Source organism: Effusibacillus consociatus, from assembly GCF_042652925.1.
GTDB classification, from domain to species: domain Bacteria; phylum Bacillota; class Bacilli; order Tumebacillales; family Effusibacillaceae; genus Effusibacillus; species Effusibacillus consociatus.
This window is the reverse complement of record NZ_JBHSHC010000064.1, coordinates 1-26,607: the sequence shown is the minus strand read 5'-3', so window position 1 is coordinate 26,607 and position 26,607 is coordinate 1. Positions and strand designations below refer to the sequence as shown.

Below are 26,607 nucleotides of genomic sequence, written 5' to 3'. Positions count from 1 at the left end.
ATACCGAACGGTACGTACGGTGGTGTGGGAGGCCGGCTACTCAATTAATGGGTAGCCTCCTACCCGATTAGAAGGGTTCTTTCCATTCGGACAGCACATCAATCCCTGCCGCTTGAACGGTTTTACGAAGTTGGTTCAAGTTTACCACCTGGTCATCAAATTCCACCGTAATGGTATTGGCTACAGGATCAATCACCGCTCTGTCGACTCCAGTCAGCGCGTTCAGTGAAGTCGAAACTCTGCGCACTTCTTCGGGCGCAGATTTCCTGATCATAATACGTCCGAGTGACATGCGAACACCTCCTGACTCTCAGTATGAGTAGTCAGGACTTCAGTCATACTTCTCTTCTTCTTCCCGCGTGATTCTTTCAAGAATCAATTCGAGCTCCGTTTCAAAGTTAAGAGACAAAGGCCCGGGAAGTCGGGACATGATCTGTTGAATTTCAGGCAGAGCGGCAGCATCTTCCAGGCCAGTCGGCCGTTTCTCCAATCCATCGATCCAATCGCGAAGAACATCGATAAACTCATAAAAAGACGATTCAAACCGATCCGCATTTTCCTCGGAATCCTCTCCGGTTTCCGTTTGCATTCGCTGCCAATTCTGGAGAACTGCAGATAAAGACTGTTCCAATTCCTTGTTCAAATGCTCTCCCCGCTCTCTGTTACAGTACTACTTCCAGTATAAGCAAACTTCATAATTTCTTAAGATTTTTCGTTTCTTTTTGTTAAGGATTTTTGCTTACTCTTTCCTTAATCCATCCTGAGAGGTGAGGAAAGTGTACAAAGCAACCTCCACACTGGCTGACAGGGCCTCCTTTTTAATGAAATTCGTGCATTCCCCGAAAGACATCGGAAGTATCACACCGAGTTCCTCTTTCCTCGCGAAAGCCATGATCAAACCCATCGATTGGGAAAAGCTTGAATCGGTTGTGGAACTCGGCGCCGGAACAGGTGTTTTTACCCGTTATATCCAGGACAGGAAGCGTCCAAGCTGCAAAGCGGTCATCTTTGAGCAGGATCCGGAACTGCGCGGTCGATTGAAAAACCTCTATCCCAATCTGGTATTCCGTTCGAATGCGGAAAATCTTTTTTCGGACCTACAGGAGTTGGGGCTGCCGGAAGTAGATTGTATTTTGTCGGGGCTGCCATTCGCCAATTTTTCCCCGGACCTGCGGGAAAAGATTTTAAGCGAGGTCGTACGGTCATTAAAACCGGGAGGATTGTTTATCGCCTTCCAGTACTTCCCGCAGTTGAAAAGTGAATTAAAAAAGTACTTTCCGAACATTCATTTTTCTGTGGTCCCGCTGAACCTGCCGCCAGCCTTTGTCTATTGCTGCACCAAATCATGAACCTGAAAGGAGGAATCGGGGATGGATGTGAATGACGTCATCCATTGGGTGAACCAATACGGGTACTGGGCGTTATTCTTTTGCTTGTGGCTAGGGATTGTGGGAATGCCAATTCCGGATGAAGCGGTGGTCATGACGGGAGGATTCGTAACTTCATTAAATTTATTACATGTCTTCCCGGCTTTTCTTGTGACCTACCTGGGTGTGATTTCAGGGCTGACGCTCGGGTTTGTTTGGGGGCGGGTACTCGGGGCTCCGATTTTGGATCGATTGGCGAAAAAGAAAAATCTCGCAAGGTATATCGACAAGTCGCAGGAACTGATCAATCGGTATGGTTCGTTCACCCTGTGCATCAGTTATTTTATCCCAATCGTTCGACATGTAGTTCCCTATGTGGCGGGTGTTGCCAAAATGGCTTATTGGCGATATGCGTTGTTCTCCTATTCAACAGGGTTAGTATGGACACTTCTGTTTTTTACTGCAGGCCGTTATTCGGGCGTGCATCTTGAGCAAATAGGCCGGACGATCGACTCGTATGGATTTTATATAGTGGTTATTACAGTATTTGTCGGAGCCAGGATTTTGACCTTGTTTTGGCTGAGGAAAAATCGGGAAAGAAGCAGACGATCAAAATCTGCAATAATAGAGTTGGATGGAACTAAGAGATAGCGATTTTCGTTGGGGAGACGGTGTGCAAGCATGGAGAAAGAGACGGTACTGATCATTGACGATGAGAAAGAAATTCGGGATTTACTTGAGATTTATCTAAAGAATGAAGGCTACCATGTGATCAAAGCAAGTGACGGTTTGGAAGCCCTTGAGATTCTGCAAAATCATACGGTCCACCTGATTATTCTCGATGTGATGATGCCCCGGATGGACGGAATTGAAGCCTGCATGAAAATCCGGCAGGAGCAAAATATGCCGATCATTATGCTTTCGGCAAAAGCTCAGGATATGGACAAAATTATGGGGTTGACCTCCGGTGCGGATGATTATATGACGAAGCCGTTTAACCCTCTGGAGCTGATCGCAAGGGTGAAATCCCAACTCCGGCGGTACATGAAACTCAATGCTCGCATTCCTCAAAAAGAGAACGAACTAGAGATTGATGATTTGGTGATTAACGTTGCCACTCACGAAGTTACAGTAGGGGGCAAGGATGTGAAGCTCACCCCTACCGAATTTTCGATTTTGGAGCTGTTGGCCCGAAACAGAGGAATCGTGTTCAGTGTGGAGCGGATTTATGAAAGGGTTTGGAACGATCCATTCTACAATTCGGAGAACACGGTAGTGGTCCATATTCGGAAGATCCGGGAAAAGATCGAAGAGAATCCAAGAAAACCGAGATTTATCAAAACGGTGTGGGGAGTGGGGTACAAAATTGAAACTTAACTTCAGGCGACTCATTCCGAACTGGATAAGAAGTCTTTTTAACCGGTGGATAAATCCGGTTTATCAACTGATTCAAAAGAAAATCAGGCAACATATTCGTCTTCAATTAATGATCACTTTTGTAATCTGCTTTATAGCCGCATTTATTGTTGGTGGCATTAGTGACTCTGTTTTTGGGAAATTCAACAGGACAGCCTATATTAATTATTCAGTCGGAAGGGATTCAATCGATCGGGATGCTCGTTTTCTTGTTCATAAGATCAATCAGGATTATCCGAATAATCTGGGTATCGAAGAGATTATGAAGCTGACTCCTCGTCAATTAAAAATTTTGATTGTCGATCTGGATGGAAAAGTGAAATATAAATCGGAGAAAGCAACCGAAACGCAAGTCGATCTGCACGGCATTATCCGCAATGCGATGGATACTAGAATTAATGAGGGCTACTATGAGAACTCCCGGAGAGAATTTATCAGTTTTTATCCAATCGAATTAGAGAATATGAAAGGTTATCTGATAGTCAGCGGGGCTCCGGAAGGTACGATCATGTACCGCCAGGACGCTTGGCTGTTCCCGATCATCACCGGAGTTGCCACATTTATTTTCCTGTTTCTGTTTCTGACCCGAAGGAAAATGAAATACATTGAAGAACTTGCGGAAGGTCTGCTGGTGATCTCAAAGGGCAATCTTGATTATCGGGTTGTCAAGAAAAGTGAGGATGAACTGGGGTCTTTGGCAGACAGTGTGAATCAAATGGCGGAAGAACTCCACGCGAAGATTGAGCACGAAAGAAAGATGGAGAAAGTCAAAAACGAGCTGATTACCAATGTATCCCATGATTTGCGGACTCCTCTCACGTCGATTCTCGGATATCTGAAACTGTTGATGGACAAGAAATATGAGAATCCGGAGCAGATGGAAAACTATTTTCAAATTGTGTACGGGAAGAGCGAAAAGCTGAAAGTGCTGATCGAAGATTTGTTCGAATACACCAAACTGACCGATCAGGAGGTTGCGCTGCGGAAGCAAAAAGTTTGCCTGAATGAACTTTTGGAACAGCTGACGGAGGAATTGGTGCCGCCAGGCGAGGAAAATCATGTGAGTTTTTGGAAAGAAATTCCGACCGAACGAATCTATTTATGGGCGGATCCGGATAAATTGGCAAGAGTTCTCGAGAATCTCCTGACCAACGCAATCAAGTACAGCGAAAAACCGGGAGAAATCAAAATCCGAGCGGTGGAAGAAGAGAACAGCGTCCTCCTCTCCGTCCACAATCAAGGGGATCCGATTCCCGAAGAAGAACTGCCGCGCCTATTTGATCGCTTCTATCGGGTGGATAAATCCAGAACGTCCGAAAGGGGCGGTTCCGGACTGGGATTGGCAATCGCCAAGAGCATTGTGGAACTGCACGGGGGAAAGATTTGGGCAGAGAGCGAGGAGGGGGAAACCAGATTTTTGATCCGATTTAAAAGAGATGAATAGGGGGCTTGGTCTTCTGCGATTGGAGTAATTTCCAACGTGGAGGGCTTATTTTATTTACCACTCATATTTGGGAGAGAGCGAATCATAGGCTTTTAGTAATCAAATCGTCGGAGTATTGACGTGATACTTGATGAGGAGGGAATTCAATGGGGATTTCGGAGTGCTGTAAGGCCCAATTGAACGTTGAGTATCGAATCGAGTATCTGCACGGGAAAGACGATGATTATGAGCTGCAAGTTCCATGCCTGGTTTGCAGTAAATGCGGAAAGGAGTATGGACCGAAATATGGACGACCCGGGGACAAGACTCTTGGCGATTAAAGATTGGGGGGGATGAGATGGAACTGCAGAAAACAACCACTTCATCAAAATTGGAATTTGCGGCTGACGTCATTCAGTTGGCCAGCGGAGTGAGTTTGGCGTTATTTTTGTGGACCCATATGATTTTCGTGGGATCGATTTTATTCGGGGTAACCGTGTTTAACCGGTTGGCCGCTTTTTTGGAAGACTTTTATTTTCTTCATGCGGCCGTGATCTTTATCATTATTGCTTTTATCGCCCATGTCGGGACTGTGCTCAGGAGAATCCCTGGCCGGTGGAAGGATCAAAAAATTGTCTGGCAGCATGCAAAGACGATCAAACATGGTGACACATGGTCATGGTTGTTCCAAGTGGTGTCGGGTTCCGCGATTCTGATTTTGGCAACGATCCATGTGTTTGTTGTGGTATATGGGGGAATCGACGCAAAATTAAGTTCCGCCCGCATGCACTCTCCGTTTCTATGGTTCTATCTGTCGCTGCTGATATTAGGTGAATACCATGCGAGTGTGGGCATGTACCGGGCAGCAATCAAGTGGGGCTGGATGAAGAGGCAGACTGCGAAGCGGGTATTTGGCATTGCCACCCTGATCTTCCTTGTGATCGGACTTGTAACAATTGGAACATTGTACATGTTAGGGGGAGCGGTATGAGCACCTACGACATATTTACAACAGACGTGCTCGTTGTCGGAGCAGGGTTAGCAGGGGAACGGGCTGCTATTGAAGCGGCAGAGCATGGGCATAATGTGATCATTCTCAGTCTTGTGCCGCCGCGCCGTTCCCATAGTACTGCGGCGCAAGGGGGAATGCAGGCCTCGCTGGCCAATAGCGCCAAAGGGGCAGGTGACAATCCGGATGTTCATTTTGCCGACACGGTAAAAGGATCGGACTGGGGATGTGATCAGGAAGTTGCCCGCCTGTTCGCCGAAACCGCTCCCATAGCCGTGAGACAAATGGCGTATTGGGGAGTGCCGTGGAACCGGGTGGTCGCGGGAAAAAAGACGCTGCCTGACGGATCTGAAATCTATGACGATCCGGAAAAAGAGGGGCTTATCACAGCCAGAAATTTTGGCGGAACAGCGAAATGGCGAACCTGTTACGTGGCAGACGGGACAGGACACAGTCTGCAATACGCGATGGACAGTGTGGTGATCAAGCTCGGGATCACGGTGCATGATCGAACGGAAGCGATTTCGCTCATTCATGACGGCACCCACTGCAATGGAGTGGTCGCCCGCTGTTTGAGGACAGGGAAACTGCGTGTCTACCTTGCAAAATCAACTGTAATTGCCACGGGTGGGTACGGACGCTTGTACGGGGCTTCTACGAACGCAATCATCAACGAAGGTACAGGAATGTCTATCTCCTTGGAAACGGGAGTAGTGCCGTTGGGCAATATGGAAGCCGTTCAATTCCATCCGACCGGAATTGTACCCACCTGGATTCTGATAACAGAAGGCGCCCGGGGTGACGGAGGGTATCTGCTGGACAAGAATCTCCACCGATTCATGCCCGACTATGAACCGGTCAAGAAAGAACTGGCGTCCCGTGACGTGGTATCCCGAAGAATGACGCAGCATATCCGGAAAGGGTTTGGTGTGGAAAGTCCGTACGGTCCCCATCTCTGGTTGGATATCCGGCACTTGGGTGCAAAGCATATCAATAGAAATCTGCGTGAGATCGCCAATATTTGCCGGAACTTTGCCGGGATTGATCCTGTCCATGAACTGATTCCGGTTCGCCCGACCCAGCACTATAGTATGGGTGGAGTCCGAACGAACATCAACGGCATGGCATATGGCTTGGAGGGGTTATTCGCAGTCGGCGAGGCCGCCTGTTGGGATCTGCACGGATTTAACCGGTTAGGCGGGAACTCTCTGGCAGAGACGATTGTGGCCGGCATGATCGTAGGGAAACAAATTGCGCTGTATACCAAAGAAGCGACTCTCAATGTATCTAGTACAGGGATACGAGAGTTTGTAGGGGAGCAAGAAGACCGGATTCAAAAATTGGTCAACTGCAGCAGCGGCAACGAAAATGTGTATCAGATCCGCCGCGAGATGGAAAACACCCTGATGGAGCACGTCGGGATCTTCAGGACGGGTGAGGCGCTGGAAAAAGCGGTTCGGAAGCTCGATGAGCTGTATCGAAGATCGCAGCGTGTCGGTCTCCAAAGCAGCGGACAGGGCGGAAATCCCGAGTTGGCAGCTGCGTTACGAATTACCGGGATGGTGAAGCTCGCGTATCTGATCGCGGCGGGAGCCTTGGCGCGGGAAGAAAGCCGCGGCAGCCATTACCGGGAAGATTTTCCGAAACGGGACGATGTCAACTGGTTGAAGCGTACACTCGCGTACTGGCCGAAGGGGGCCGACAAGCCGATTTTTGAATATGAAAATGTAAATTGCACCGAGTTGCCCCCGGGGGACCGTGGATATGGGGAAGGAAGCAGTCAGAACGCAGGAGCAAGTGCAGCGTCCAAGTGAGTTGGACAAAACAGTTCGGAGGAGAGTGAACAATGGGACGACAATTATCGCTTCATATCATGCGCTACAATCCTGACACCCCTGAAATAAAACCGTTTCTGCAAACCTTCCGATTGGAAGAAGACGAACGCATGACCCTGTTTGTGGCGTTAAATAAAATCCGTGAGGAACAGGATCCCAGTCTGCAATTTGACTTTGTTTGTCGTGCTGCCATTTGCGGCTCATGCGGCATGCTTATCAATGGGAAGCCCACCTTGGCCTGCAAAACGCTAACCAAGGAATTGCCTGCAGACATTACCCTCATGCCTTTGCCTGTATTTAAAATGCTGGGCGATCTAAGCGTGGATACAGGGACCTGGTTCCGGGAGATGAACCTGAAAACGGAAGCATGGATCAACACGGAAAAGCAGTTCGATCCGAAGGCGCGAGAGGAACGGATGACCAACGACCAGGCTCTGAAGATTTACGAAGCGGATCGCTGTATCGAGTGCGGTTGCTGTATAGGAGGCTGTGCGACCGCAAATATCAGGCCTGATTTTCTTGGAGCCGCAGGACTCAACCGGGTGGCCCGGTTTATGGTAGATCCTCGCGATGAACGGACCGATCAGGACTATTTTGAGATTGTCGGCAACGATGAAGGTGTGTTTGGATGTGTCGGATTAATGGCTTGTGATGACAACTGTCCGATGGATATTCCACTCCAGGAACAGCTCGCTTATGTCCGCCGCAAGATGGCGGTGGCTGGATTCAGGAGATAAGGGGAACTTTGACCTTAAAGCACGCAATATGATAAAATGGCTATGAAGATGAGTTATAAACGATTCAGCTGGCGACATATACTAAATAGAGCCTTGCCGCTGCTACGGCAAAGCTCTTAGGACAAGAAAGCTGTGGACACCCACGGCGCGCAAAGATGTTACATCCAAGCGAACCCACCGTTAGGCGCCAACCTTACGCGGTGGGTTTTCGCTTGTTACGCTTACGCTTCCAAAACCGATAAAGCTTCCATCCACTAAGCATGGTGCTTAGTAAGGCCGCTACGATTTTTAGAAACAGGTAGAGCGTGCCGAGCGTGACCATCGGCCTCACCCCCTTTCACGGGAAGCTGCGCCGTGGTCAAATCCACCGCAATTCATGTCCTAGGAAAATTATACCACATTTTCGAAGGTAGAACTCTTATAAAATGCTTTACACAGTCCGAGTCGTAGGTTATAGTGAAATGTATAATAATTCCAAGTAAGGAGGTGTGCGTCATGCGTAACTTAATAGTACTTGCTATTTTTACTTTACTACCTATACAAATTGACGCAGAACAGCCTTCTTGGGAGAACGGATTCTAGCTTTCATCTTACCGTGATCACCGTAGGTGCTGTTTTTGCACCTATGGTTTTTTTGTGCCTCAAGGCATTTACAGTTTTTAGAAGCCATAGGAATTGTCTTGTGGCTTCTTTTTATTGGGAGGGGGCAACAGCCATGAGCGTTTTTCGGGATTTGTTATGGTTTTTCAAAATGGAAAAGAGGAGTTACGGCATCGGAATCGTGATTCTGGTACTGGTAGCGCTTCTGGAATTAGCTCCGCCGTATGCCGTTCGGCTTGTGGTGGATGGTATCTCCCAAGGGACGCTGACAAAGAGCGATTTGATAAAATGGCTCTCTCTGCTTCTCTTGTCAGGAGTAGTGATTTACGGTCTTCGCTATCTGTGGCGAATTTTGATTTTTGGGGCTGCGGTTCGGCTCGGGCAATTGCTGAGAAACCGGTTGTACGAACATTTTACGAAAATGTCGCCGCAGTTCTATCATCAACGCCGAACGGGCGACTTGATGGCCCATTCGACCAATGACATTCAAGCGATTGAGATGACGGCGGGTGAAGGCGTACTCACATTGGTAGATTCGATTACCTTGGGGAGCCTGGTCATTTTTTCGATGGCCGTATTCATCAGTTGGGAATTGACCTTGATTGCTCTGATTCCTATGCCTGTCATGGCATGGGCGACAAGCCGCTACGGAACTCTGCTGCATGAGCGTTTTCACAAAGCACAGGAGGCTTTTTCCGATCTGAATGACAAGGTGCAGGAAAATATCTCGGGTGTCCGCGTGGTCAAAGCTTTCGGCCAGGAGGAAGCGGAGAAGGAATCATTCAAGGAATTATCCTCTGACGTTGTGCAGAAAAATATTGCGGTTGCCAAAATTGAATCCCTGTTCGACCCGACGATTCAGATCATTGTCGGCGTATCGTTTTTCCTGGCCATCTCCGCTGGTGCGATCTTTGTAGTGAACAACGAAATGTCCCTTGGAGAGCTGACCCAATTTGGGATGTATCTGGGCCGGTTGATTTGGCCGATGCTGGCGTTCGGATGGCTTTTCAACATTGTCGAGCGGGGGCGCGCTTCCTATGACCGTGTCAATGCCTTGCTGCATATCCGTTCGGAAGTGTCGAACAAAGAAGGGGCTGCAAAAGAGGTGCCGAGCGGGGATGTGGAGTTTAAGATCGATTCTTTTGCGTATTCAGGAAAGGTGACTCCCGCACTGCAGGATCTGCATGTCCTGATTCGGCAGGGACAAACGCTTGGGATTGTAGGAAAGACCGGAAGCGGTAAGACCACTCTGCTCCGGCTGCTGCTGCGTGAATTTGATTGCAAAGACGGAGATATCACAATTGGCGGAAAGTCCATCTACTCGTATGAATTGCAGGCATTGCGCACTGCGATCGGGTATGTGCCGCAGGACCATTTTCTGTTTTCGGCAACGGTAGCGGAGAATATCGCATTCGGGAAACCGGACGCAGCGATGGAAGAGATTCAGCAGGCGGCAAAATTGGCCTCGATCCATCAGGATATTTTGCGGTTTGAAGATGGGTATGGAACGATTGTCGGCGAGCGCGGGGTTACATTGTCAGGCGGACAGAAACAGCGCATCTCGATTGCGCGGGCGCTTTTGATGAATCCTGAGATTTTGATTCTCGATGATTCCTTATCGGCGGTGGATGCCCGTACGGAGAAAGCGATTTTGGATGCGTTTCGGATCAACCGGCTGGGGAAGACTACGTTGATTTCCGCTCATCGCCTGAGTGCGGTGGAACATGCGAATCTGATCATAGTCCTGGATGAAGGGAAAATCATGGAACGGGGAACGCATGAAGAGCTCATGCGGATGGATGGATGGTATGCGGCGATGTACCAGCGGCAACAACTGGAATCTCTCGTAGAACAAGGGGGTGTGGCAAATGGTAGGTAAGCGGCTTTTTCGATATCTGATCCCGCATAGGAAGCAATTGCTAGCAGCCTTTCTGCTGCTGTTATGCGCAACAGCAGCTGATTTGACGGGGCCTAAACTGATTCAGATCTTTATTGACGAACATCTCACGCCTCGCAGTTTTGAGAAACAGGAACTGATCCTCCTTGGGGGCAGCTATCTGGTTTTACTTGGTTTATCCGCCGGACTCACCTACATGCAGCTTGTCTCCTTTCACAAAATTGCGTTGAAGATTATTCAGCAATTGCGTATGGATGTGTTTGGGAAGGTACAGCATCTGGGATTGGAGTTTTTCGATACAACACCGGTTGGGTCACTAGTTTCGCGGATCACGAACGATACGGAAGCGGTGAAGGATCTGTTTGTCAGCGTGCTGTCCACGTTTGTGCAGAACATCGTGTTTCTGATCGGGGTGTTTGCAGCGATGTTTCTGCTGGACGTCCGATTAGCCATGTATTGTTTGGTTCTGCTTCCGTTGATCCTGGCTTTAATGCAGACGTATCGTTATTACAGTTCCAAGGTATACCGCGTTCTGCGTTCAAAGCTAAGTCAACTCAATGCGAAATTGAATGAATCCCTGCAGGGCATGAACATCATTCAGGCCATGGGGCAGGAGAAACGCTTGCGTGAAGAATACGGAAAGATCAACCGTGAGCACTATCAAGCGGGGCTGCAAAATATCAAATTAAACGGTTTGTTATTGCGGCCGGCGGTGGATCTGATTTATGTGGTTACGTTGATTCTCGTCCTTTATTTCTTTGGAATTCAACCGAACAGTGCCGTGAAAATCGGGGTTCTCTATGCGTTCATCAACTATCTGGAGCGATTCTTCGAGCCGGTGAACATGATGATGATGCGGCTGTCGCAGATGCAGCAAGCGCTCGTGTCGGCCGAGCGGGTTTTTAAATTGATGGATGAGGACCGTCTTGCCCCTGCTCAGCAGGGAACTGACAATCCCAAGATTGAACGGGGCTTGCTCGAGTTTAAGAATGTGAGCTTCTCCTACGATGGGAGAGGGGATGTGCTGAAAAATATTACGTTCACGGCAAAGCCCGGACAGACCGTGGCGCTCGTCGGGCATACCGGTAGCGGGAAAAGTTCAATCATTAACCTCCTCATGCGTTTTTATCCGGTGGAGAGAGGGGAGATTACGATTGACGGAGCGCCTTTGCAGACTTATTCGGAAGAAGAACTGCGCAAGAAAATCGGGCTTGTGCTGCAGGATTCGTTCCTGTTCGTGGGGGATGTGAAGCAGAACATCCGCCTTCACAATCAATCGATCTCCGATGAGGAGATTGTCGAAGCGGCGAAATTCGTGCAGGCGGACTCGTTTATTGAAAAGCTTCCGCATGGATATCACGAACCGGTTGGGGAGCGGGGGGCCACTTTTTCAAGCGGACAAAGGCAGTTGGTATCCTTCGCCCGGACGATGGCGCTGCAGCCTAAGATCCTGGTGTTGGATGAAGCGACGGCCAATGTGGATACGGAAACGGAAGAAGCGATCCAGACTGCTCTCGAGAACATGCGGAAGGGACGGACTACCATTGCGATTGCTCACCGGCTTTCGACGATTCAAGACGCGGATCTTATTCTGGTGCTTCATCGGGGTGAGATCGTTGAGAGAGGGACGCATCAGGAACTGCTTGCGAAGGAAGGGTTGTATTACAAGATGTATCTGCTGCAGCAGGGGGCTGTGAACGTTAGGGAGGTGAAAAAGGGCTCAAAATGACAAGAGAGGCAGCACTGAGCACCTCTCTTGTCCATATAGCTATTCTTCCGTTATCTTTCGTTCGACCACTTCCAACGGGGCAATGCCGCTGGCACCCTCCGTTTGGTCGGACTCGATGTAACGTTTGAGTTCGGCCATCTTATTCTCCCAGAATCGTTCGTAATAAGCGAGCCATCGTTTCAATTCGAGCAGTGGTTCCGGCTCAAGCCGGTATCGGGTCTCCCGGCCGACTTTCCTTTCTTTAACGAGTCCAGCATCCGCCAAAATACGCAGATGTTTGGCAACGGCCGTCCGACTCATCGGAAAGTGTCCGCTGATGACGGTGACAGGCATCTCCTGATCAACAAGCAATCTCAGCAGCTCACGCCGGGTAGGATCGGCAATGGCCTGAAAAACGTCATGTTTAGGCAATGAAGCGGCCATTGTCAAGCCTCGACATACTCGCCCAGAGACTTAACAAGCCCTGCCCAGCCGTGATCCATCCGGTCGCGCACAACCTTGTGAGTTTGCCCGAATTCCGTAACTTTGTTGGGATCCCAGCCGGAATGAATAAGCGTAAACTCTGTTTTGCCGTCAACATCCTTCAATTCGAAAGTAACGGACCAATCTTTCCCCCAATTGAAAGAAAGACGGTTGGGGGGATCAATTTCTGTAACTTTGCAGGGTGACATGCCGAAAGGACCCGCATTTAAGTGAAACTCATGGCCGGCTACAGGCTGAAAATCATTCGGCATGAACCATGCGGCGAGACCTTCCGCTGTAGCGACTGCATCCCATACTTTGTTAATCGGGGCATTGAATACCAACGTTTGACGGATGTCCGGGAGTGTACTTTGGGTTTTGTTGTCCATTGTCTTACCTCCAAATTCTATTTGATATCATCAACAGCTACATTACTGACAGATCTGTACGGCGTTTTATTTTGCACCATCGTAGCCAAAATATCGCGGTTAATATCCGTTTTGACTTTCGAACTTTGTTTCGGGTAAGCAATCCAGAATATTGCATCTTCGTTTAAGGTCGGAATCACTCTCGGGACCCATTCACCCACTTCTTGAGCATTGTTTACAAAAAGTAGAATAAAATCATATTTATCTCCCGATATTCCTTTCATTATTGCGAAACCATTCGGTTTCGTATTCGATTTTATGACACCATTTGGTTTCCTGTCAACCATGCAGTCTGAAAGGATGGTGTAACCTCTGGTTATATCATGATTCCTTTGAGGAGGATTCTCCATGGAGATTGTGCATTTTTCAAACGTTGGAGATTTTCGGCACAAGGCTGAAAGACTCTTTGAGGAACAAAAAAGGCGAATCGAGGAGCGGCTTCCGAACGCGGATATTCAACATGTTGGAAGCACAGCGGTTCCCGGCAGTTTGACAAAGGGTGATGTAGACATTCAAGTTCGAGTGCTGCCGGAAGTATTTTCGATCGCCATACAAGTTCTTTCGAGTCTGTATTCACCGAATGAAGGCAGTGTATCAACTGATTCGTTCAGGGCGTTCAAGGACGATACTCTTGACCCTCCGTTAGGTGTTCAATTGTCTGTGATCGGCTCAGAGTATGACTTCTTTTGGAAATTACGGAATGTATTATTGGCTAACGAGACCTACCGACAGGAGTATGATGAACTCAAAAAGCGGTTTCACGGCAAAGACATGGATGAATATAGAACTGAAAAAAACAAGTTCTTTAAACGGTTGATGACAACTCCCGAATATCTGCAATTATAGCTCGTTGATATAACAAACGGTTATATTTCTATTCCTTTTTTGTATTTTTCCATGGGAAAGAATTAGGTTATTGTGAGTACAGAGAAAGGAAATAAGCAGTAAGGGGAGTGTAATAAGGGTCTGGTGCCTGTCGAATGGTCGCTGGAAGATGACAGACTGAAAGCGGTGGTTATGACACAGCTTCCGCCTCAAGTTCAAGATATCGACGTTGATGTTCATGATGTTGCCCGTTCAGTGGGCATTCCTGAGTCCGCACTTGATGATCGCTATCCTGTTCGGTTGGGCAATACCGGTAATTGGCACTTGTTAGTTCCGGTGAAAAGCAGGGCTGCAATTGATGCGGCACAACCGGAGCTTGGAGACCTGTTATCCGGGTTGGAGGTTCGGCTGTCCCGACGATTTCCGGGACCCTCAGTTTATAAGGCGGGTAGAAGGGGTTATAAAGACAGGAAGAAGTGAAGAATTTGAAAAAGAACCAGATTCACCTGATTTTGTTTTGCGTCATGATCACTTGGGGATTTAATGTTATTGCGACAAAGGCATTAGTGGAGCATTTCATGCCAGTCACCATTACCGCATTTCGTATTTTTACAGCTGGAGTTAGCGTGATTGTCATTCTTCTTTTTTTAAAGAAGATTCGCAGGCTGACAAAACAGGAAATCAAATATGTATTTTACGGGTCCATATTCAATGTAGTGCTGCATCATTATTTTTTATCGGTGGGATTAAGCCAAACCTCCGCCTCCAATGGTGGTCTTATTTTAGGATTGGCCCCACTTTTGACCACCATATTAGCCATTCTCTTTCTAGGCATCAAAGCGACAATGACAGGGATTTTAGGAATCGTTCTGGGATTTGCCGGTGTTTCCTTCGTCGTTCTTGATAACGGTGGGATCGGAGGCGTATCGATCGGGGATGTGTACGTATTTCTTTCTATTTTATCTCAAGCGGTGAGCTTTATTTTAATCAACAAATGGGCGAAGACCATGGATCCTCGAATGATGACCGGATACATGCTGGTACTGGGATCCGGTTTTTTATTTGTGTTGAGTCTGTTCATGGAACCTGGCGGACTTCATAGTATGATCAATAACTCAATTCCATTATGGATGGTCTTTTTTGCCTCTGCCATTATTGCTACGGCTATCGGACACATGTTTTACAACTACGCCATTGGACAGGTTGGCGCTGCAGAAGCATCCATTTTCACTAACTTAAATCCGTTGTTTGCACTGATAGGTTCCATGATCTTTTTAGGAGAAACAATCACATTGTCACAGATCTTTGGATTCTTGCTTATATTAGTTGCCGTCATGCTAAGTTCAGGTGCCTTTGAAGAACTATACCGTAAAGTGATGCGGAAAAAAGAAGTATGTTAAGAATCGGTCTGTGCTATAACCGCTCTCAGATCTTCATGTAATTTTTCAATTTCGTTACGATTTAATAGTATGGGAAGCGTGCCTGAGGTTATAATCAAAGAGTCTTCTCCACTATTTTTAAATTTGGCAAGCTCGTCATACATTTCGTGTAGTTGTTCTTTGTTCCAGACGGAATAAGCAGAAGTATTTCTAATCATCGTGATGGTGAATTCTTTACGATCCGGATCAATTTCTCCCGAAAGAAAATCGCCATTATAAGATCCCATTGAAATCAATCCTTTCCATGAACAAATTATTTCGAGAGTATCTTCTCCTTACATCGTAAAAAATTCTCAATCTAAAATAGGAGTGATTGGATGAAAGCACTTGTTCACGCTGAGAAAACAGGTTTTGACGGAATCTCTTGCCGAGAGATGGCAGACATACAGCCAAGAGCGGGAGAGGTAAGGGTGAAACTAAAAACGGCAGGCTTAAATCATCGAGATTTATTTGTCCTTGATCGCCATAAACCAACCGATCGGCCGTTAATCATCGGTTCGGACGGTGCCGGCGTAATCGATGCTGTTGGCCAAGGTGTAATGAACGTCCGAATCGGGGATGAAGTGGTGATTAATCCGGGACTTGGATGGAAGGAAAAAAGCGATGCACCACCCCAAGGTTTTGAAATTCTTGGTCACCCCGGTCATGGAACGTTTGCGGAACAGGTTGTCGTGCCAGCTGACAATGTTGTGCCGAAACCTCAGTATTTAACATGGGAAGAAGCAGGTGTATTTTCACTGGCGGCACTCACTGCTTACCGGGCATTGTTTACAAGAGCGCGTGTACGGTCAGGGATGAAGGTGCTCATTCCGGGAATCGGAAGCGGTGTAGCGACGTTTTTATTGCAATTTGCAAAAGCGGCCGAAGCGACGGTGTATGTTACTTCCCGTTCGGAAGATAAATGTAAGAGAGCTGTTGAACTTGGTGCTGACAAAGCGATTGACAGCAATGAAGATTGGAATCAGGCACTTGGCGGGGAAAAAGTGGATCTCGTGATTGAAAGCGTGGGAGCTGCTACGTTTAAGAAGTCGATCGATCAGCTGCGCCCTGGCGGTACCGTGGTCACGTTTGGAGCATCTGCAGGAGATATTGTGGAGCTCAATCTTCGCCAGTTTTTCTATGGACAATATAATCTTCTCGGAACGACGATGGGAAGCGCTGAAGAGTATAAAGAAATGCTTCAGTTTATCCAAACACATCAAATTAAACCTGTTCTGGATCAAATGTACCCACTCCATCAATTTCAACAAGCTTTCAACCGGATAGGGCAAGCAGGTCAGTTCGGGAAAATCGGGTTTTTAATCGGATAAAACAAAAACAGCTGATTTCCTACATCAGCTGTTTTTTGCTGCCTGGTGATCCGTCCCCACAACCTGTTGAATATTCGTAAATCCGTCCCGCTGCATCAGTTCGAGCAAGCGCTTATTGATTGCCTTGACAATACCGGGCCCTTCATAAATCATGCCTGTGTAGACTTGCACCAGGCTTGCTCCCGCACGAATTTTTTCATAAGCATCATCACCCGTAAAAATTCCGCCCACTCCAATGATGGGGACTTGTCCACCAACGGCACGATAAATTTCCCGAATCCACTCAGTTGAACGCTCCGCAAGCGGACGCCCGCTTAAACCGCCGGTCTGCTGTGCAAAAGCTTTGTTGCGCAGTCCTTCTCTCGACAGGGTGGTGTTGGTGGCGATAATGCCGGAAATGCCTTCCGCAACAGCTGCTTGTACGACATCCCGCATATGTTGTTGCGACATATCGGGAGCTACCTTTAGCAGAATCGGTTTTGCTTTTGCCCCATTCTTTTCAAGATCATTCGCTTTCTTGCGGATGGCTTGCAACAGCTTGCGCAAGCTTTCCGTTTCTTGCAGATCCCGCAGATTCGGAGTATTCGGGGAGCTGACATTGATAACGAAATAATGGCCAAAATCGTAAAGTGCATCCAAGCATTTCTCGTAATCACTCGCCGCTTCTTCATTCGGCGTTGCTTTATTTTTGCCGATGTTGATCCCGATCGGAATCCCGGCTTGCTGATAGTGAGCAAGATGTTTTGCCGCTTCCGCCGCGCCAAGGTTATTAAATCCCATCCGGTTGATAACCGCCTGATCTTCTACCGACCGAAACAAACGAGGCTTTTCGTTTCCCGGTTGGCCTACCGGAGTGAGGGTTCCTACCTCGATAAAACCAAATCCGAGAGCGGCCAGCGCAGGGTACGCTTCGGCATTTTTGTCAAAGCCAGCGGCAAGTCCCACCGGATTCGGGAAATGAATCCCCATTACAGTACTATGTAAACGGCTATCCTCCAACCGATACATCAAGCGTAAAAAAGCTTTTGCCCCTGCAACGTTGTCAGCCAGTTTCAATGCGGACATGGTGCGTTCATGGGCAGCCTCCGCGTCTAGCGTAAAGAGAAACTTCTTTATAAACGGATACATCCATTTCCACTCCTAGCCGTATGACTTCCGTCTTAGAGCCAAATTAATGCCCTAATTTATATAAAATATCAAATCTCACCTGTTGTTGACAAGTGATTGTCCCCGACCAAGTTCCGGGGCTTTATTTGTTTTTGCAGGAATGTCCGGAATATTGTCCACGTATGAATGATAGCAAGATAGGAAAGGAAGTGGCGGCGTGAAGCGGACTCCGATCATTGGGATCACCGGGTATCATGTACGGGGAGAGGAAGGGTATGGCGGTTCCTTTCGCGGCGTTCCGGGACAGGGCTTTAGCGTGGTCGGTCACGATTATATCAATACGGTAAGACAAGTCGGGGGGATTCCACTGGGAATTCCCGTAGGGGAGCTTTCCTCTGCCGGAGATATTCTGCAAGTGTTGGACGGCCTGATTCTGAGCGGGGGCGAAGATATTGACCCGATCCTATACGGCTCTCACCCTGATATGAGATGTTGGACTGTCGCCCCGGAGCGGGATCGGTTTGAACTGGCTCTGATCGAAGAAGCGCTTCGTCAGCGAAAACCCCTGCTTGCAGTCTGTCGGGGGATGCAGCTTATCAACGTCTACTTCGGGGGATCGTTATACCTTGATGTATCAGACTATTCGGACAAGGTTTTGACCCATCAATTTTCTCGGGCTCCACGGTGGTACAACGCACATCACGTTGATTTAATCGCTCCAGTTTTACAAGAACTCTACCAAGCAAAGACGATTGAGACGAACAGCTATCACCATCAAGCGGTGAAGGAGGTGGGGAAAGGATTAACGATCGCCGCAGTGGCGGAAGACGGGATTGTAGAAGCGCTTGTTCATCCGGACTACCCCGAACTGCTGGCGATTCAATGGCATCCCGAGATGATGGCCGTACAGTTGGAATCGGGATTCATCCCTTTTCAGTGGCTGATCGATACGATTCAAAAGGGGGGAAGTGCAATTGGATAACGTACATAAAGCACCCTGGAATTTCATGTGGATTGACGGGCAAAAGGTAAAATCGGCCAACTCGTTTGAAGTTCGGAATCCCGCGACCGGAGAGGTGATTGGCTGGGTGCCGAAGGGAGGAGAAGCAGAAACAACACAAGCGATTGAGGCGGCCGCGCGCGCTTTTCCGAAATGGTCCAAGTTACCCGCAAAAGAACGCGCTCACTACTTGCAGGATTGGGCTGACCGGATTCTGCTTCATCAGCAAGAACTGGCCCATTTGTTAACTCTGGAGCAGGGCAAACCCTTTGCAGAATCGATGGGTGAGATTGCTGGAGCAGCCGATTTTATTCGTTGGTATGCCGAAGAAGGAAAGCGTGCCTATGGGGAGTTAATCCCTCCTTCCCGGACCGCTCAACGGATTCTCGTGATGCGACAACCGGTGGGGGTAGCAGGATTGATTACCCCTTGGAATTTCCCTGCAGCGATGGTGACCCGAAAAGCGGCCCCCGCCCTTGCTGCGGGCTGTACGGTGGTCTTAAAGCCCGCCAAACAAACCCCACAGATTGCGATTGCCCTGTTTCAACATTTAATGGACACCGGGATTCCGGAGGGAACAGCCAATCTCGTAACAGGGGATGCTGCTGCAATTGGTGATACCCTGCTGACTGATCCGAGGATTCGCAAAATTTCGTTTACCGGTTCAACGGAAGTCGGGAAGAAACTGATGCGGCAAGCGGCGGATCAGGTCAAACGGTTGTCGCTGGAGCTTGGAGGGAATGCCCCGGTGATCGTATTCCCCGATGCGGATCTCGAGAAGGCTGTGGACGCGATCATAGACAACAAGTTTGAGAATTGCGGCCAAGTGTGCAACGGCATTAATGCGATCTATGCGCACATTGAGATTTTAGAGCAGTTAAGCAAAAAGATCGCAGAGCGCGTGCAACAATTGAAAGTTGGAAACGGTACTGTGCCCGGAGTGCAGGTCGGGCCGCTGATCGACGAAGCTGCCCGTCAGAAGGTGGAAGCTTTGGTAGCCGAAGCGGTGGAAAAAGGAGCGCGCGTGCTGACCGGGGGCCATCGGCTGGAAGCGGGCCAATTTCAAGACGGTACCTTCTACGCGCCTACGGTGCTCGATCGTGTTACACGACAAATGGCCATAGCACACGAAGAGATCTTTGGGCCCGTGGCGCCTATTTTGTCGTTTGCGACTGAGGAAGAAGTGCTGTCTTATTCGAATGCCACACCCTACGGACTAGCCGCATATGTTTTTACCCGCGATGTGGGGCGGGTGTTTCGCATGAGCGAGGGATTGGAGTTTGGGATGGTAGCGGTGAACGGCACATCGCTGAGCGTACCTCAAGCCCCTTTTGGCGGCATCAAAGAGAGCGGAACGGGGCGGGAAGGGGGTCACCACGGTTTAGAAGAGTATCTGGAATACAAGTATGTGGCCCTAACTTTGGATTGATGAATCCCAGAATATTATTCGGGTCCTCTTTCGTGGGCCCATCTTGGGGGAGGAAGCTGCATGGGGGATAAAAAGTACGCGGGTCTAATTGCGAAAGACCAGCTCGATTCGGCGATTCGGGATGGGGACATTGATACTGTGATCGTCGCGATTTGCGACATGCAGGGCCGGTTGATGGGGAAGCGCTTGACCGGTGACTACTGTCTGAGAAACGGGCTGACCAAGGGGACCCATTTTTGCGTGTACCTGCTGGGGACTGACATGGACATGACCACTCCTTCCGGGTATGCGCTGATGAACTGGGAGACCGGATATGGCGACTGGTTGGCTCAGCCTGACTGGTCCACTTTACGAGTTGTGCCTTGGCTTGAAAAAACGGCCTTTGTGCTTGCCGACGCGGTTGATGAGAAAACGGGACAACTGGTGTCGATCGCCCCCCGAACTATATTGAAGAATCAATTAAAAAAGGCGGAAGAATCAGGCTTCCGGTTCCAAATGGCGAGTGAGCTTGAATTCTATTTGTTCAAGCAATCGTACGAAGAAATTCATAGCTGCGGATATTCGGCCATGCAAACCGCCGGGCATTACAACGAGGACTATAACCTGCTGCAGGGCACACGGAACGAACCGATTTATCGAAAAATCCGCAACTCCATGACCGAAGCGGGAATTCCAATCGAATCCTCAAAAGGGGAGGCCTATTCAGGACAGCATGAGATCAACATGCTCTATGGGGATCCTCTAACCTCTGCGGATCGGCACGTATTCTTCAAGCACGGAACGAAAGAAATCTGTCTGCAAAACGGATATGCGGTTACTTTTATGGCGAAACCGCATCATCAGTGGACCGGATCGAGCGGCCATCTGCACATCAGCATGTGGGATCTGGAGCAGGAAACCAACCTTTTCTTCGATCCGAACGGTACGCAGTATCAAATGTCCGAGTTGATGGAACATTTTCTTGCCGGGTTGTTGGCGTATATGCGGGACTTTTCCCTTTTCGTGGCGCCCAATGTGAATTCCTACAAGAGATATGCATCGGAAAGCTGGGCACCTGTATCGGTCGTGTGGAGCCATGACAACCGGACATCCGGCTTTCGAATCGTAGGTGCCGGGAAGAGTTTGCGGATTGAATGCCGGATTCCGGGAGCGGATATCAATCCGTATCTGGCCTATTCCGCAATGATCGGGGCGGGGCTTCAGGGGATCAAGTACAAGACTCCGCTGCCCGCCGAATTCAAGGGGAACGCGTATATCGCGAAGGGAGTCCCCCGTGTACCCCGCTCGCTGTACGAAGCAATGGATCTGTGGAAGGAAAGCCGTGTAGTGCGTGCTGTATTGGGAGGGCTGGTGACCGACCACTATTACAATGCGGCGCGTGTGGAGCAGCAAACGTTTGATTCAGTAGTGACCTCGTGGGAGCGGGAAAGGTACTTTGAGCAAGGATGAAAATCTGCAAGGGGGCGGGATCGTGCGGTTAAAAGATAAAGTCTGCATCATTACCGGAGCCGGAGGTGGGATGGGACAGACGGCAGCGCTCATGTTTGCAAGAGAAGGCGCCCAAGTAGCGGTCTTCGAGTTGAATGAGGAAGCGGGGCTGAACACGGTCAAACAAGTTCGTGAGGCAGGCGGGATTGCGGAATTGTTCGCCTGTAACGTTGCGAACGAACAAAGCGTGAAGCAGGCAGTAGAGCGGACAATCGAGCTATTCGGCAGGATCGACGTTCTGTACAATAATGCCGGAATCATGCCAGCCGAAGATCATTCTGTGATCGACACTCCGGTTGAGGTGTGGGATCTAGTTATGAATGTAAACGTAAAAGGGATTTTCCTGATGTGCAAATATGTAATACCCGAGATGCTGCGCCAACAGAAAGGGTCAATCATCAATATCGCCTCATTTGTAGCGTTTATGGGCTGCAGCGTGCCCCAGGATGCATATACCGCATCGAAAGGGGCGGTGGTATCCCTTACCCGTTCACTGGCGATTCAGTTCCGGCCGCAAGGAATTCGCAGCAACGCCATATGCCCCGGACCGATTGAGACGCCCCTGTTACTGGATTGGTTGGTGAAAGACGAGGAGGCCAAGCGAATCCGCCTTAACCGGCAGCCGAGCGGCCGCTTTGGAAAACCGGAAGACATCGTGAACTGCGCGATTTACTTGGCTTCTGATGAGTCGGATTGGACGAATGGGGCGATTTTGAATGTGGATGGGGGAATTACGTGTAATTACTTCTAACACATCCCACGAAAGTGATGCAAAGCTTTGTAGCGTAGTCCGATTACGTTTCACCGCAAGGGTACTAGGTCACGCTAGGGTAACAAGTTACCCCGTCGTGCCTTGAGCGTGGGGACCCAAAATACAACAGACTGATGAGTATTCGAAAACTAATGTGTGTGGGAGGTGAGATGGATGACAGCCATCGGGATTTTGCTCCTGGCATTCACATTGGCCTTGGCGATCGGAATTGGTCGCAAAGCGAACGAAAGTGTAAGGAAATTTGATGAATCCCAGCACGAGAGTTTCGTGGGCATTCAAAATGAGAAAAAGTAAGGGATCAAGATCCTTGAAGGGAGGATTTGGGTGATGGAGAAACAGCAGCAAGCTTTGGAGGACAAGAAACACTTGAATCGCTTCGGGTATGCACAAGAGCTGTTGCGGGACATGGGGGGATTCTCCAATTTTGCGATCTCATTTTCGATTATCTCCATCCTGACCGGAGCGGTCTCCCTGTATGGTCACGGCCTGACGTATGGCGGACCCGGAATGATGGGGTTGGGATGGACATTGGTTGCATTGTTTGTCCTGCTTATTGCCGCTTCGATGGCAGAATTGGCTTCTGCAATTCCCACAGCGGGTGCTTTGTACCACTGGGCAGCCGTTCTTGGCAATAAAAGATGGGGATGGTACACCGCCTGGATCAATTTGATCGGTCAGATTGGAATTGTGGCGGGGATTGATTACTCCTGCGCTTTGTTTGCCGACCCACTGCTGGCGGCGGCGTTCGGATACACATCGACAGATTCGACGATCCTGCTTGTGTTTGGAATTATCTTATTGCTGCATGGCATTTTTAATCATATTGGGATCCGAATCGTGGCGCGGCTGAATGATTTTTCAGCATGGTATCATATCGCGGTGGTGGCTATTTTGGTAGTCAGTCTGGCCTTTTTTACAAAAAACGGACTCCAGCCGATCGATTATCTGTTCCAAGTAGGGCAAACGTTCTCCGACAAACCTTACGCGCTCGCGTTCCTGATCGGTCTGCTGCAGGCGCAGTGGACATTTACCGGGTATGACGCCTCGGCCCACACGATTGAAGAAACGGTGAATCCAAGGGTGCGAGCCGCTTGGGGAATTTTTTCGTCGGTGGCGTTCTCTTTCGTTTTCGGTTTTCTCATGCTGGCTTTTGTCACATTATCGATTCAGGATGCGGCTGCAGCGGCAGGGGCCAGCAACGCATTTATCCATGTGATTAGCGAGGCGCTGGGAGGAACGTTTGGGACTGCTGTTCTCTGGTTGGTGACGCTTGCGATGTGGTTCTGCGGGCTGTCCTCGATCACTTCATTTTCCCGAATGATGTATGCTTTTTCCCGCGACAAAGGGATGCCGCTAAGTAGCCACTGGGCCGAAATCAGCCGAAAATACCGGACTCCGGCCAAAGCAATCTGGTTGTCGGTGGTGCTCTCCTTTGCTTTGGCGTTATTCGACTACCTGTTAAAAATGGTCAATCCTGATACGAGTTACACCACTCTCGCCTTCCTGACAGCGGTAAGTGTGGTCGGATTGTATGTGGCATACGGGGTTCCGATTTGGTTAAAGCTTCGGTCTGAGTCGAAGGGGGTCTTTCTGCCTAAACATCGGGGGCCTTGGAATCTGGGGAGCTGGAGCAAACCGATCAACGTGATCAGTCTGATCTGGATTGTCTTTATCTCCGTCGTTATGGTGATTCCGCCGAATCAGAACGCTTTGTATGCATTGATCGGGATGTTTGTATTGTTGCTGCTGATGGACTATGGATACTACAAAAATCATTTTCAGGGACCGCAAGCCGCGCTGAATACGACAGAGCAGGAATTGAAACAACGGGAAGCCGAGTTTGAAGCGTAATTCTTTTGGAAGCTTTGCAATTGGCAGCCACCCAAATCATTCGGGTGGTTTTGTTTTGTGAACTATTTAACGGATGAGGTACACTCGAATTACGTATGATTGGGGAAAAAGGGGTGCATTCATGAATAAACTGTGGTACCTGTCGCAAATCAGCATGTTCGATTCCTTGCCCTTGGAAGATCTGATGGAAATCGAACGGATGGCACCGATGAAGACGATTCAAAAACATACCCTCATTCAAACACCGGCGACTTTTCGGGAAGGTCTGTACTTTATTAAGAAAGGAAAGCTCCGGCTTTATAAAATAAACTCGGAAGGAAGACAGTTCACATTAGGAATCTTGGGAGAAGGCAATGTGTTCGGGGAAATCGATACATTTTCACTGGGCACAAAGGGAATTTATATTGAAACGATGGAAGAAACGTTGCTTTGTTCCTTGACGAAAGAGGAATTTGAATCTTTTCTTACTCAGCGACCCCAATTGGCTCTCAAGCTTCTGAAGGTGTTGAGCGAGCGCCTGCTGGAACGGGAAGCCATGCTGGAACAGCTGGCGCTTGGGGGGATCCGGGACCGCGTCCTTCATTTGCTCGTGAAATTGGCTGATCAGTTTGGGGTGGAGAAAGCGGACGGTTTTTCAAAAATCGATTTGGTGCTGTCCCATCAGGAGTTGGCGAATATGATTGGCGCCAGCCGGGAATCCGTGACAGTCGTACTGAATGAACTGGTCAAACAGGATCTGATTCGAACAGGCAGAATGTCGATTCAAATCCGACTGGATGAAGCAAAGAAAGAGCTGAGTCAGTGATGCATAGCTACAATAAGGTTTGTTTGGAGGTTCGAGTTTCTTTAACTTCCCGATTTTTGTGAAACTGATAAAACAAGCAGAACAAAAACCAATCCGCAAGATATGAGTACCCTATATGCCACCACTTATGATAGTGCATATGGTTTGTAGTTACGTAAATCCACTCGATCCCGGTTGTGATTCCGGTCCACATAAACCAGTATACAAACAGGTTTCCAAACGTTTGTTGTTTCGGTAACCATTGAATAAATAAGTATGGAATAACTAAAAAAATGCCCCAATCATCCGTTAAGGCAGGAATCAAAGGATGTCCACCGCCATGATACTCCCATAGTTTGTAATGCTCCATTATGTTGTCTGTCGTCGAACCTAAAGCTGACCCCAAAATCCCTACGGGAAGCAGTTCTCTCCAACGTTTTTTATCGGCAAACAGCATCCATGCAAGCCATACAATCATAAAATTAACAATAAAAAACATACTCATCACCTATTTTTCGGTAATGCTTTTCCATTTATTTTCCTATTGATGGAAGGTGAAATCAACAACCAAAATATTACAGCAAAAAAGAGCCCATTGCTTTTCGAGCAGTTGGGCTCTTCACACTTAAATGAAGGGCTCTATCACTTCAAAAAAGATACGCCAACGTTACACTTAACGAGTTAAAATTTAATATTAATTTATATGTGAACAATTTGTGAATTAGAATTTTTTAACAGGGAAAATAATACTTAAATAGAATCAGTTGTATTGTAAGAAAACTTATGGAAAAGGAGACTCACCAACAATGATTAAAAAGAAAGGATTGAAAAAAGTCGTAGCCGGGTTCGTTGTTGCTAGTAGCGTCTTGGTAACAAACTTTGCTTCGGCTGGAGTTTGGAGCAGTAGCTTAGGTTGGACTTCGGTTGCGGGAAGTTATTCGCCCTACTGGGGTAACACGTCTTTTTTTGAAGAGAATAATGCCACGAACGGTCATTACCTCCAACCACATACTCGGTTTAAGTTCAACCAATCTGCCGTAAATGCGATTAAGAACTATAAAAATGACCCATATGGCGCTAAATATTACACGTTTGATATCTCCATCACGGATGACTACAATACGTCTATGAATGGAGACGTGACAAAGTTGTATTCCACTTTGCCAAATCCCTATTACGATGTTGATGATGATCCGGAGCCGGTATTTGGAACAGGTGGAAATGGTTATAACGATGAAACTGAAGTAGTTTCTTTATACTGTGATCAAATTGCAGCTGAAACAGATTATCGCTTTCAATCTTGGTTTAAAATCGTTAATAACTCTCAAGTACAAATCGCTTTCACCTCGGCGGAAAGCCGTAATGATGGTTACGAATTCAATACCGTCTACTATGACGAACACTTGAGAAGATCCTACACTCCTCAACTTTAAATCACATTAAAAAAGGAGATGTTTTGTTATGAAATATAAAAATGTACTCTTGGCAGCAGTGTTGGCCGGTGGATTAGGTACTGGTATCGCTATTAGTACTCAAGATGCACAAGCAGAGAAGCCCAAGTTTATGCCTATAATGGCGCACGAAAAAATCGGAAATACAAAAGAAGGCGTGTTGAAGTATAAAAAGGAAAGGTTCATTGTAAAATGAAATGCAACACATAAATATCACAAAAGCCACGGTAATTCCGTTATGATTAAGT

Annotated in this window: 30 protein-coding genes and 1 pseudogene; 23 read left to right on the top strand and 8 right to left on the bottom strand. The window is 48.2% G+C overall.

Translation table 11 applies throughout. From position 1 onward, the window contains the following. Positions 1–67: 67 nt before the first annotated feature. Together ACFO8Q_RS08955 and ACFO8Q_RS08950 are read right to left on the bottom strand one after the other, a co-directional pair. Positions 68–292: a heavy-metal-associated domain-containing protein gene (locus tag ACFO8Q_RS08955; protein WP_380025430.1), complete on the bottom strand. Its 225-nt coding sequence runs from the start codon at positions 290–292 to the stop codon at positions 68–70. A gap of 39 nt (positions 293–331) precedes the next feature. Beyond that, the gene (locus ACFO8Q_RS08950; RefSeq protein ID WP_380025429.1) at positions 332–643 is read right to left on the bottom strand and encodes a hypothetical protein; all 312 of its coding nucleotides are present in this window, start codon (positions 641–643) and stop codon (positions 332–334) included. Positions 644–776: 133 nt separating this feature from the next. On the opposite strand from ACFO8Q_RS08950, the gene ACFO8Q_RS08945 reads away from it, so the two are divergent. The 10 genes from ACFO8Q_RS08945 (at position 777) to ACFO8Q_RS08900 (ending at position 12,013) form a co-directional block, all read left to right on the top strand. After that, complete coding sequence (locus ACFO8Q_RS08945; protein WP_380025428.1) at positions 777–1,349, top strand: class I SAM-dependent methyltransferase; 573 nt, start codon at positions 777–779, stop codon at positions 1,347–1,349. 21 nt (positions 1,350–1,370) lie between these two features. Further along, on the top strand, positions 1,371–2,018 hold the full coding sequence (locus ACFO8Q_RS08940) for a DedA family protein (RefSeq protein WP_380025427.1): 648 nt from the start codon (positions 1,371–1,373) through the stop codon (positions 2,016–2,018). A 30-nt stretch (positions 2,019–2,048) separates the two neighbouring features. After that, positions 2,049–2,744: a response regulator transcription factor gene (locus ACFO8Q_RS08935; protein WP_380025426.1), complete on the top strand. Its 696-nt coding sequence runs from the start codon at positions 2,049–2,051 to the stop codon at positions 2,742–2,744. Further along, positions 2,734–4,227 (top strand): sensor histidine kinase, encoded by a 1,494-nt coding sequence (locus ACFO8Q_RS08930; protein ID WP_380025425.1) that lies wholly within the window; start codon positions 2,734–2,736, stop codon positions 4,225–4,227. Before ACFO8Q_RS08935 ends, ACFO8Q_RS08930 begins: the two co-directional genes overlap by 11 nt. Before the next feature lie 146 nt (positions 4,228–4,373). After that, entirely contained in the window at positions 4,374–4,547 is a 174-nt protein-coding gene (locus ACFO8Q_RS08925; RefSeq protein WP_380025424.1) for a hypothetical protein, read from the top strand. A 17-nt stretch (positions 4,548–4,564) separates the two neighbouring features. Then, positions 4,565–5,197, top strand: coding sequence for a succinate dehydrogenase/fumarate reductase transmembrane subunit (locus tag ACFO8Q_RS08920; RefSeq protein ID WP_380025423.1), 633 nt, complete (start codon positions 4,565–4,567; stop codon positions 5,195–5,197). Beyond that, complete coding sequence (locus ACFO8Q_RS08915) at positions 5,194–7,029, top strand: fumarate reductase flavoprotein subunit (RefSeq protein ID WP_380025422.1); 1,836 nt, start codon at positions 5,194–5,196, stop codon at positions 7,027–7,029. Before ACFO8Q_RS08920 ends, ACFO8Q_RS08915 begins: the two co-directional genes overlap by 4 nt. A gap of 32 nt (positions 7,030–7,061) precedes the next feature. After that, on the top strand, positions 7,062–7,787 hold the full coding sequence (locus ACFO8Q_RS08910) for a fumarate reductase iron-sulfur subunit (RefSeq protein ID WP_380025421.1): 726 nt from the start codon (positions 7,062–7,064) through the stop codon (positions 7,785–7,787). Between the two features lie 715 nt (positions 7,788–8,502). Next, on the top strand, positions 8,503–10,266 hold the full coding sequence (locus ACFO8Q_RS08905) for an ABC transporter transmembrane domain-containing protein (RefSeq protein WP_380025420.1): 1,764 nt from the start codon (positions 8,503–8,505) through the stop codon (positions 10,264–10,266). After that, a complete protein-coding gene (locus ACFO8Q_RS08900; protein ID WP_380025419.1) occupies positions 10,256–12,013 on the top strand; it encodes an ABC transporter ATP-binding protein in 1,758 nt (585 codons plus the stop codon). Before ACFO8Q_RS08905 ends, ACFO8Q_RS08900 begins: the two co-directional genes overlap by 11 nt. 39 nt (positions 12,014–12,052) lie before the next feature. On the opposite strand, the gene ACFO8Q_RS08895 is transcribed toward ACFO8Q_RS08900, so the two are convergent. The 3 genes from ACFO8Q_RS08895 to ACFO8Q_RS08885 are packed head-to-tail and all read right to left on the bottom strand — an operon-like array spanning position 12,053 to position 13,043. Further along, positions 12,053–12,436: an ArsR/SmtB family transcription factor gene (locus ACFO8Q_RS08895; protein WP_380025418.1), complete on the bottom strand. Its 384-nt coding sequence runs from the start codon at positions 12,434–12,436 to the stop codon at positions 12,053–12,055. Between the two features lie 2 nt (positions 12,437–12,438). Next, positions 12,439–12,864, bottom strand: a complete 426-nt coding sequence (locus ACFO8Q_RS08890) for an SRPBCC family protein (RefSeq protein WP_380025417.1) — start codon at positions 12,862–12,864, stop codon at positions 12,439–12,441. Positions 12,865–12,881: 17 nt separating this feature from the next. Further along, positions 12,882–13,043, bottom strand: coding sequence for a hypothetical protein (locus ACFO8Q_RS08885; RefSeq protein WP_380025416.1), 162 nt, complete (start codon positions 13,041–13,043; stop codon positions 12,882–12,884). 208 nt (positions 13,044–13,251) lie between these two features. Here ACFO8Q_RS08885 and ACFO8Q_RS08880 point away from each other — a divergent pair, with 208 nt between their 5' ends. The 3 genes and pseudogenes from ACFO8Q_RS08880 (at position 13,252) to ACFO8Q_RS08870 (ending at position 15,128) form a co-directional block, all read left to right on the top strand. Next, positions 13,252–13,749: a GrpB family protein gene (locus ACFO8Q_RS08880; RefSeq protein WP_380025415.1), complete on the top strand. Its 498-nt coding sequence runs from the start codon at positions 13,252–13,254 to the stop codon at positions 13,747–13,749. 117 nt (positions 13,750–13,866) lie between these two features. Then, a pseudogene (locus ACFO8Q_RS08875) lies at positions 13,867–14,208 on the top strand (PhzF family phenazine biosynthesis protein); the annotation flags it as partial. A 5-nt stretch (positions 14,209–14,213) separates the two neighbouring features. Beyond that, positions 14,214–15,128 carry a DMT family transporter gene (locus tag ACFO8Q_RS08870; protein ID WP_380025431.1) on the top strand — a complete coding sequence of 305 codons (915 nt, stop codon included), beginning with the start codon at positions 14,214–14,216 and terminating at the stop codon, positions 15,126–15,128. Here the strand turns inward: ACFO8Q_RS08870 and ACFO8Q_RS08865 are convergent. Continuing rightward, a complete protein-coding gene (locus ACFO8Q_RS08865; protein ID WP_380025414.1) occupies positions 15,125–15,394 on the bottom strand; it encodes a hypothetical protein in 270 nt (89 codons plus the stop codon). The genes ACFO8Q_RS08870 and ACFO8Q_RS08865 overlap by 4 nt on opposite strands. 90 nt (positions 15,395–15,484) lie before the next feature. Here ACFO8Q_RS08865 and ACFO8Q_RS08860 point away from each other — a divergent pair, with 90 nt between their 5' ends. Further along, positions 15,485–16,477, top strand: coding sequence for a zinc-binding dehydrogenase (locus ACFO8Q_RS08860; protein WP_380025413.1), 993 nt, complete (start codon positions 15,485–15,487; stop codon positions 16,475–16,477). A gap of 24 nt (positions 16,478–16,501) precedes the next feature. Here the strand turns inward: ACFO8Q_RS08860 and ACFO8Q_RS08855 are convergent, their stop codons facing one another. After that, the gene (locus tag ACFO8Q_RS08855) at positions 16,502–17,605 is read right to left on the bottom strand and encodes a quinone-dependent dihydroorotate dehydrogenase (protein ID WP_380025412.1); all 1,104 of its coding nucleotides are present in this window, start codon (positions 17,603–17,605) and stop codon (positions 16,502–16,504) included. A gap of 196 nt (positions 17,606–17,801) precedes the next feature. On the opposite strand from ACFO8Q_RS08855, the gene ACFO8Q_RS08850 reads away from it, so the two are divergent. The 7 genes from ACFO8Q_RS08850 (at position 17,802) to ACFO8Q_RS08820 (ending at position 24,929) form a co-directional block, all read left to right on the top strand. After that, entirely contained in the window at positions 17,802–18,566 is a 765-nt protein-coding gene (locus ACFO8Q_RS08850; protein ID WP_380025411.1) for a gamma-glutamyl-gamma-aminobutyrate hydrolase family protein, read from the top strand. Continuing rightward, positions 18,553–20,013, top strand: a complete 1,461-nt coding sequence (locus tag ACFO8Q_RS08845; protein WP_380025410.1) for an NAD-dependent succinate-semialdehyde dehydrogenase — start codon at positions 18,553–18,555, stop codon at positions 20,011–20,013. Before ACFO8Q_RS08850 ends, ACFO8Q_RS08845 begins: the two co-directional genes overlap by 14 nt. A gap of 60 nt (positions 20,014–20,073) precedes the next feature. Then, positions 20,074–21,462: a glutamine synthetase family protein gene (locus tag ACFO8Q_RS08840; protein ID WP_380025409.1), complete on the top strand. Its 1,389-nt coding sequence runs from the start codon at positions 20,074–20,076 to the stop codon at positions 21,460–21,462. 22 nt (positions 21,463–21,484) lie between these two features. After that, positions 21,485–22,252 (top strand): SDR family NAD(P)-dependent oxidoreductase, encoded by a 768-nt coding sequence (locus ACFO8Q_RS08835; RefSeq protein WP_380025408.1) that lies wholly within the window; start codon positions 21,485–21,487, stop codon positions 22,250–22,252. A gap of 174 nt (positions 22,253–22,426) precedes the next feature. After that, the gene (locus ACFO8Q_RS08830) at positions 22,427–22,567 is read left to right on the top strand and encodes a hypothetical protein (protein ID WP_380025407.1); all 141 of its coding nucleotides are present in this window, start codon (positions 22,427–22,429) and stop codon (positions 22,565–22,567) included. Between the two features lie 33 nt (positions 22,568–22,600). Next, positions 22,601–24,124, top strand: coding sequence for an amino acid permease (locus tag ACFO8Q_RS08825; RefSeq protein WP_380025406.1), 1,524 nt, complete (start codon positions 22,601–22,603; stop codon positions 24,122–24,124). Between the two features lie 121 nt (positions 24,125–24,245). Then, positions 24,246–24,929: a Crp/Fnr family transcriptional regulator gene (locus ACFO8Q_RS08820; protein WP_380025405.1), complete on the top strand. Its 684-nt coding sequence runs from the start codon at positions 24,246–24,248 to the stop codon at positions 24,927–24,929. 7 nt (positions 24,930–24,936) lie between these two features. Here the strand turns inward: ACFO8Q_RS08820 and ACFO8Q_RS08815 are convergent, their stop codons facing one another. Then, positions 24,937–25,407 (bottom strand): CBO0543 family protein, encoded by a 471-nt coding sequence (locus ACFO8Q_RS08815; protein WP_380025404.1) that lies wholly within the window; start codon positions 25,405–25,407, stop codon positions 24,937–24,939. A gap of 307 nt (positions 25,408–25,714) precedes the next feature. Here ACFO8Q_RS08815 and ACFO8Q_RS08810 point away from each other — a divergent pair, with 307 nt between their 5' ends. Next, positions 25,715–26,341, top strand: a complete 627-nt coding sequence (locus tag ACFO8Q_RS08810; RefSeq protein ID WP_380025403.1) for a hypothetical protein — start codon at positions 25,715–25,717, stop codon at positions 26,339–26,341. 28 nt (positions 26,342–26,369) lie between these two features. Further along, complete coding sequence (locus ACFO8Q_RS08805) at positions 26,370–26,555, top strand: hypothetical protein (RefSeq protein WP_380025402.1); 186 nt, start codon at positions 26,370–26,372, stop codon at positions 26,553–26,555. Positions 26,556–26,607 lie beyond the last annotated feature (52 nt).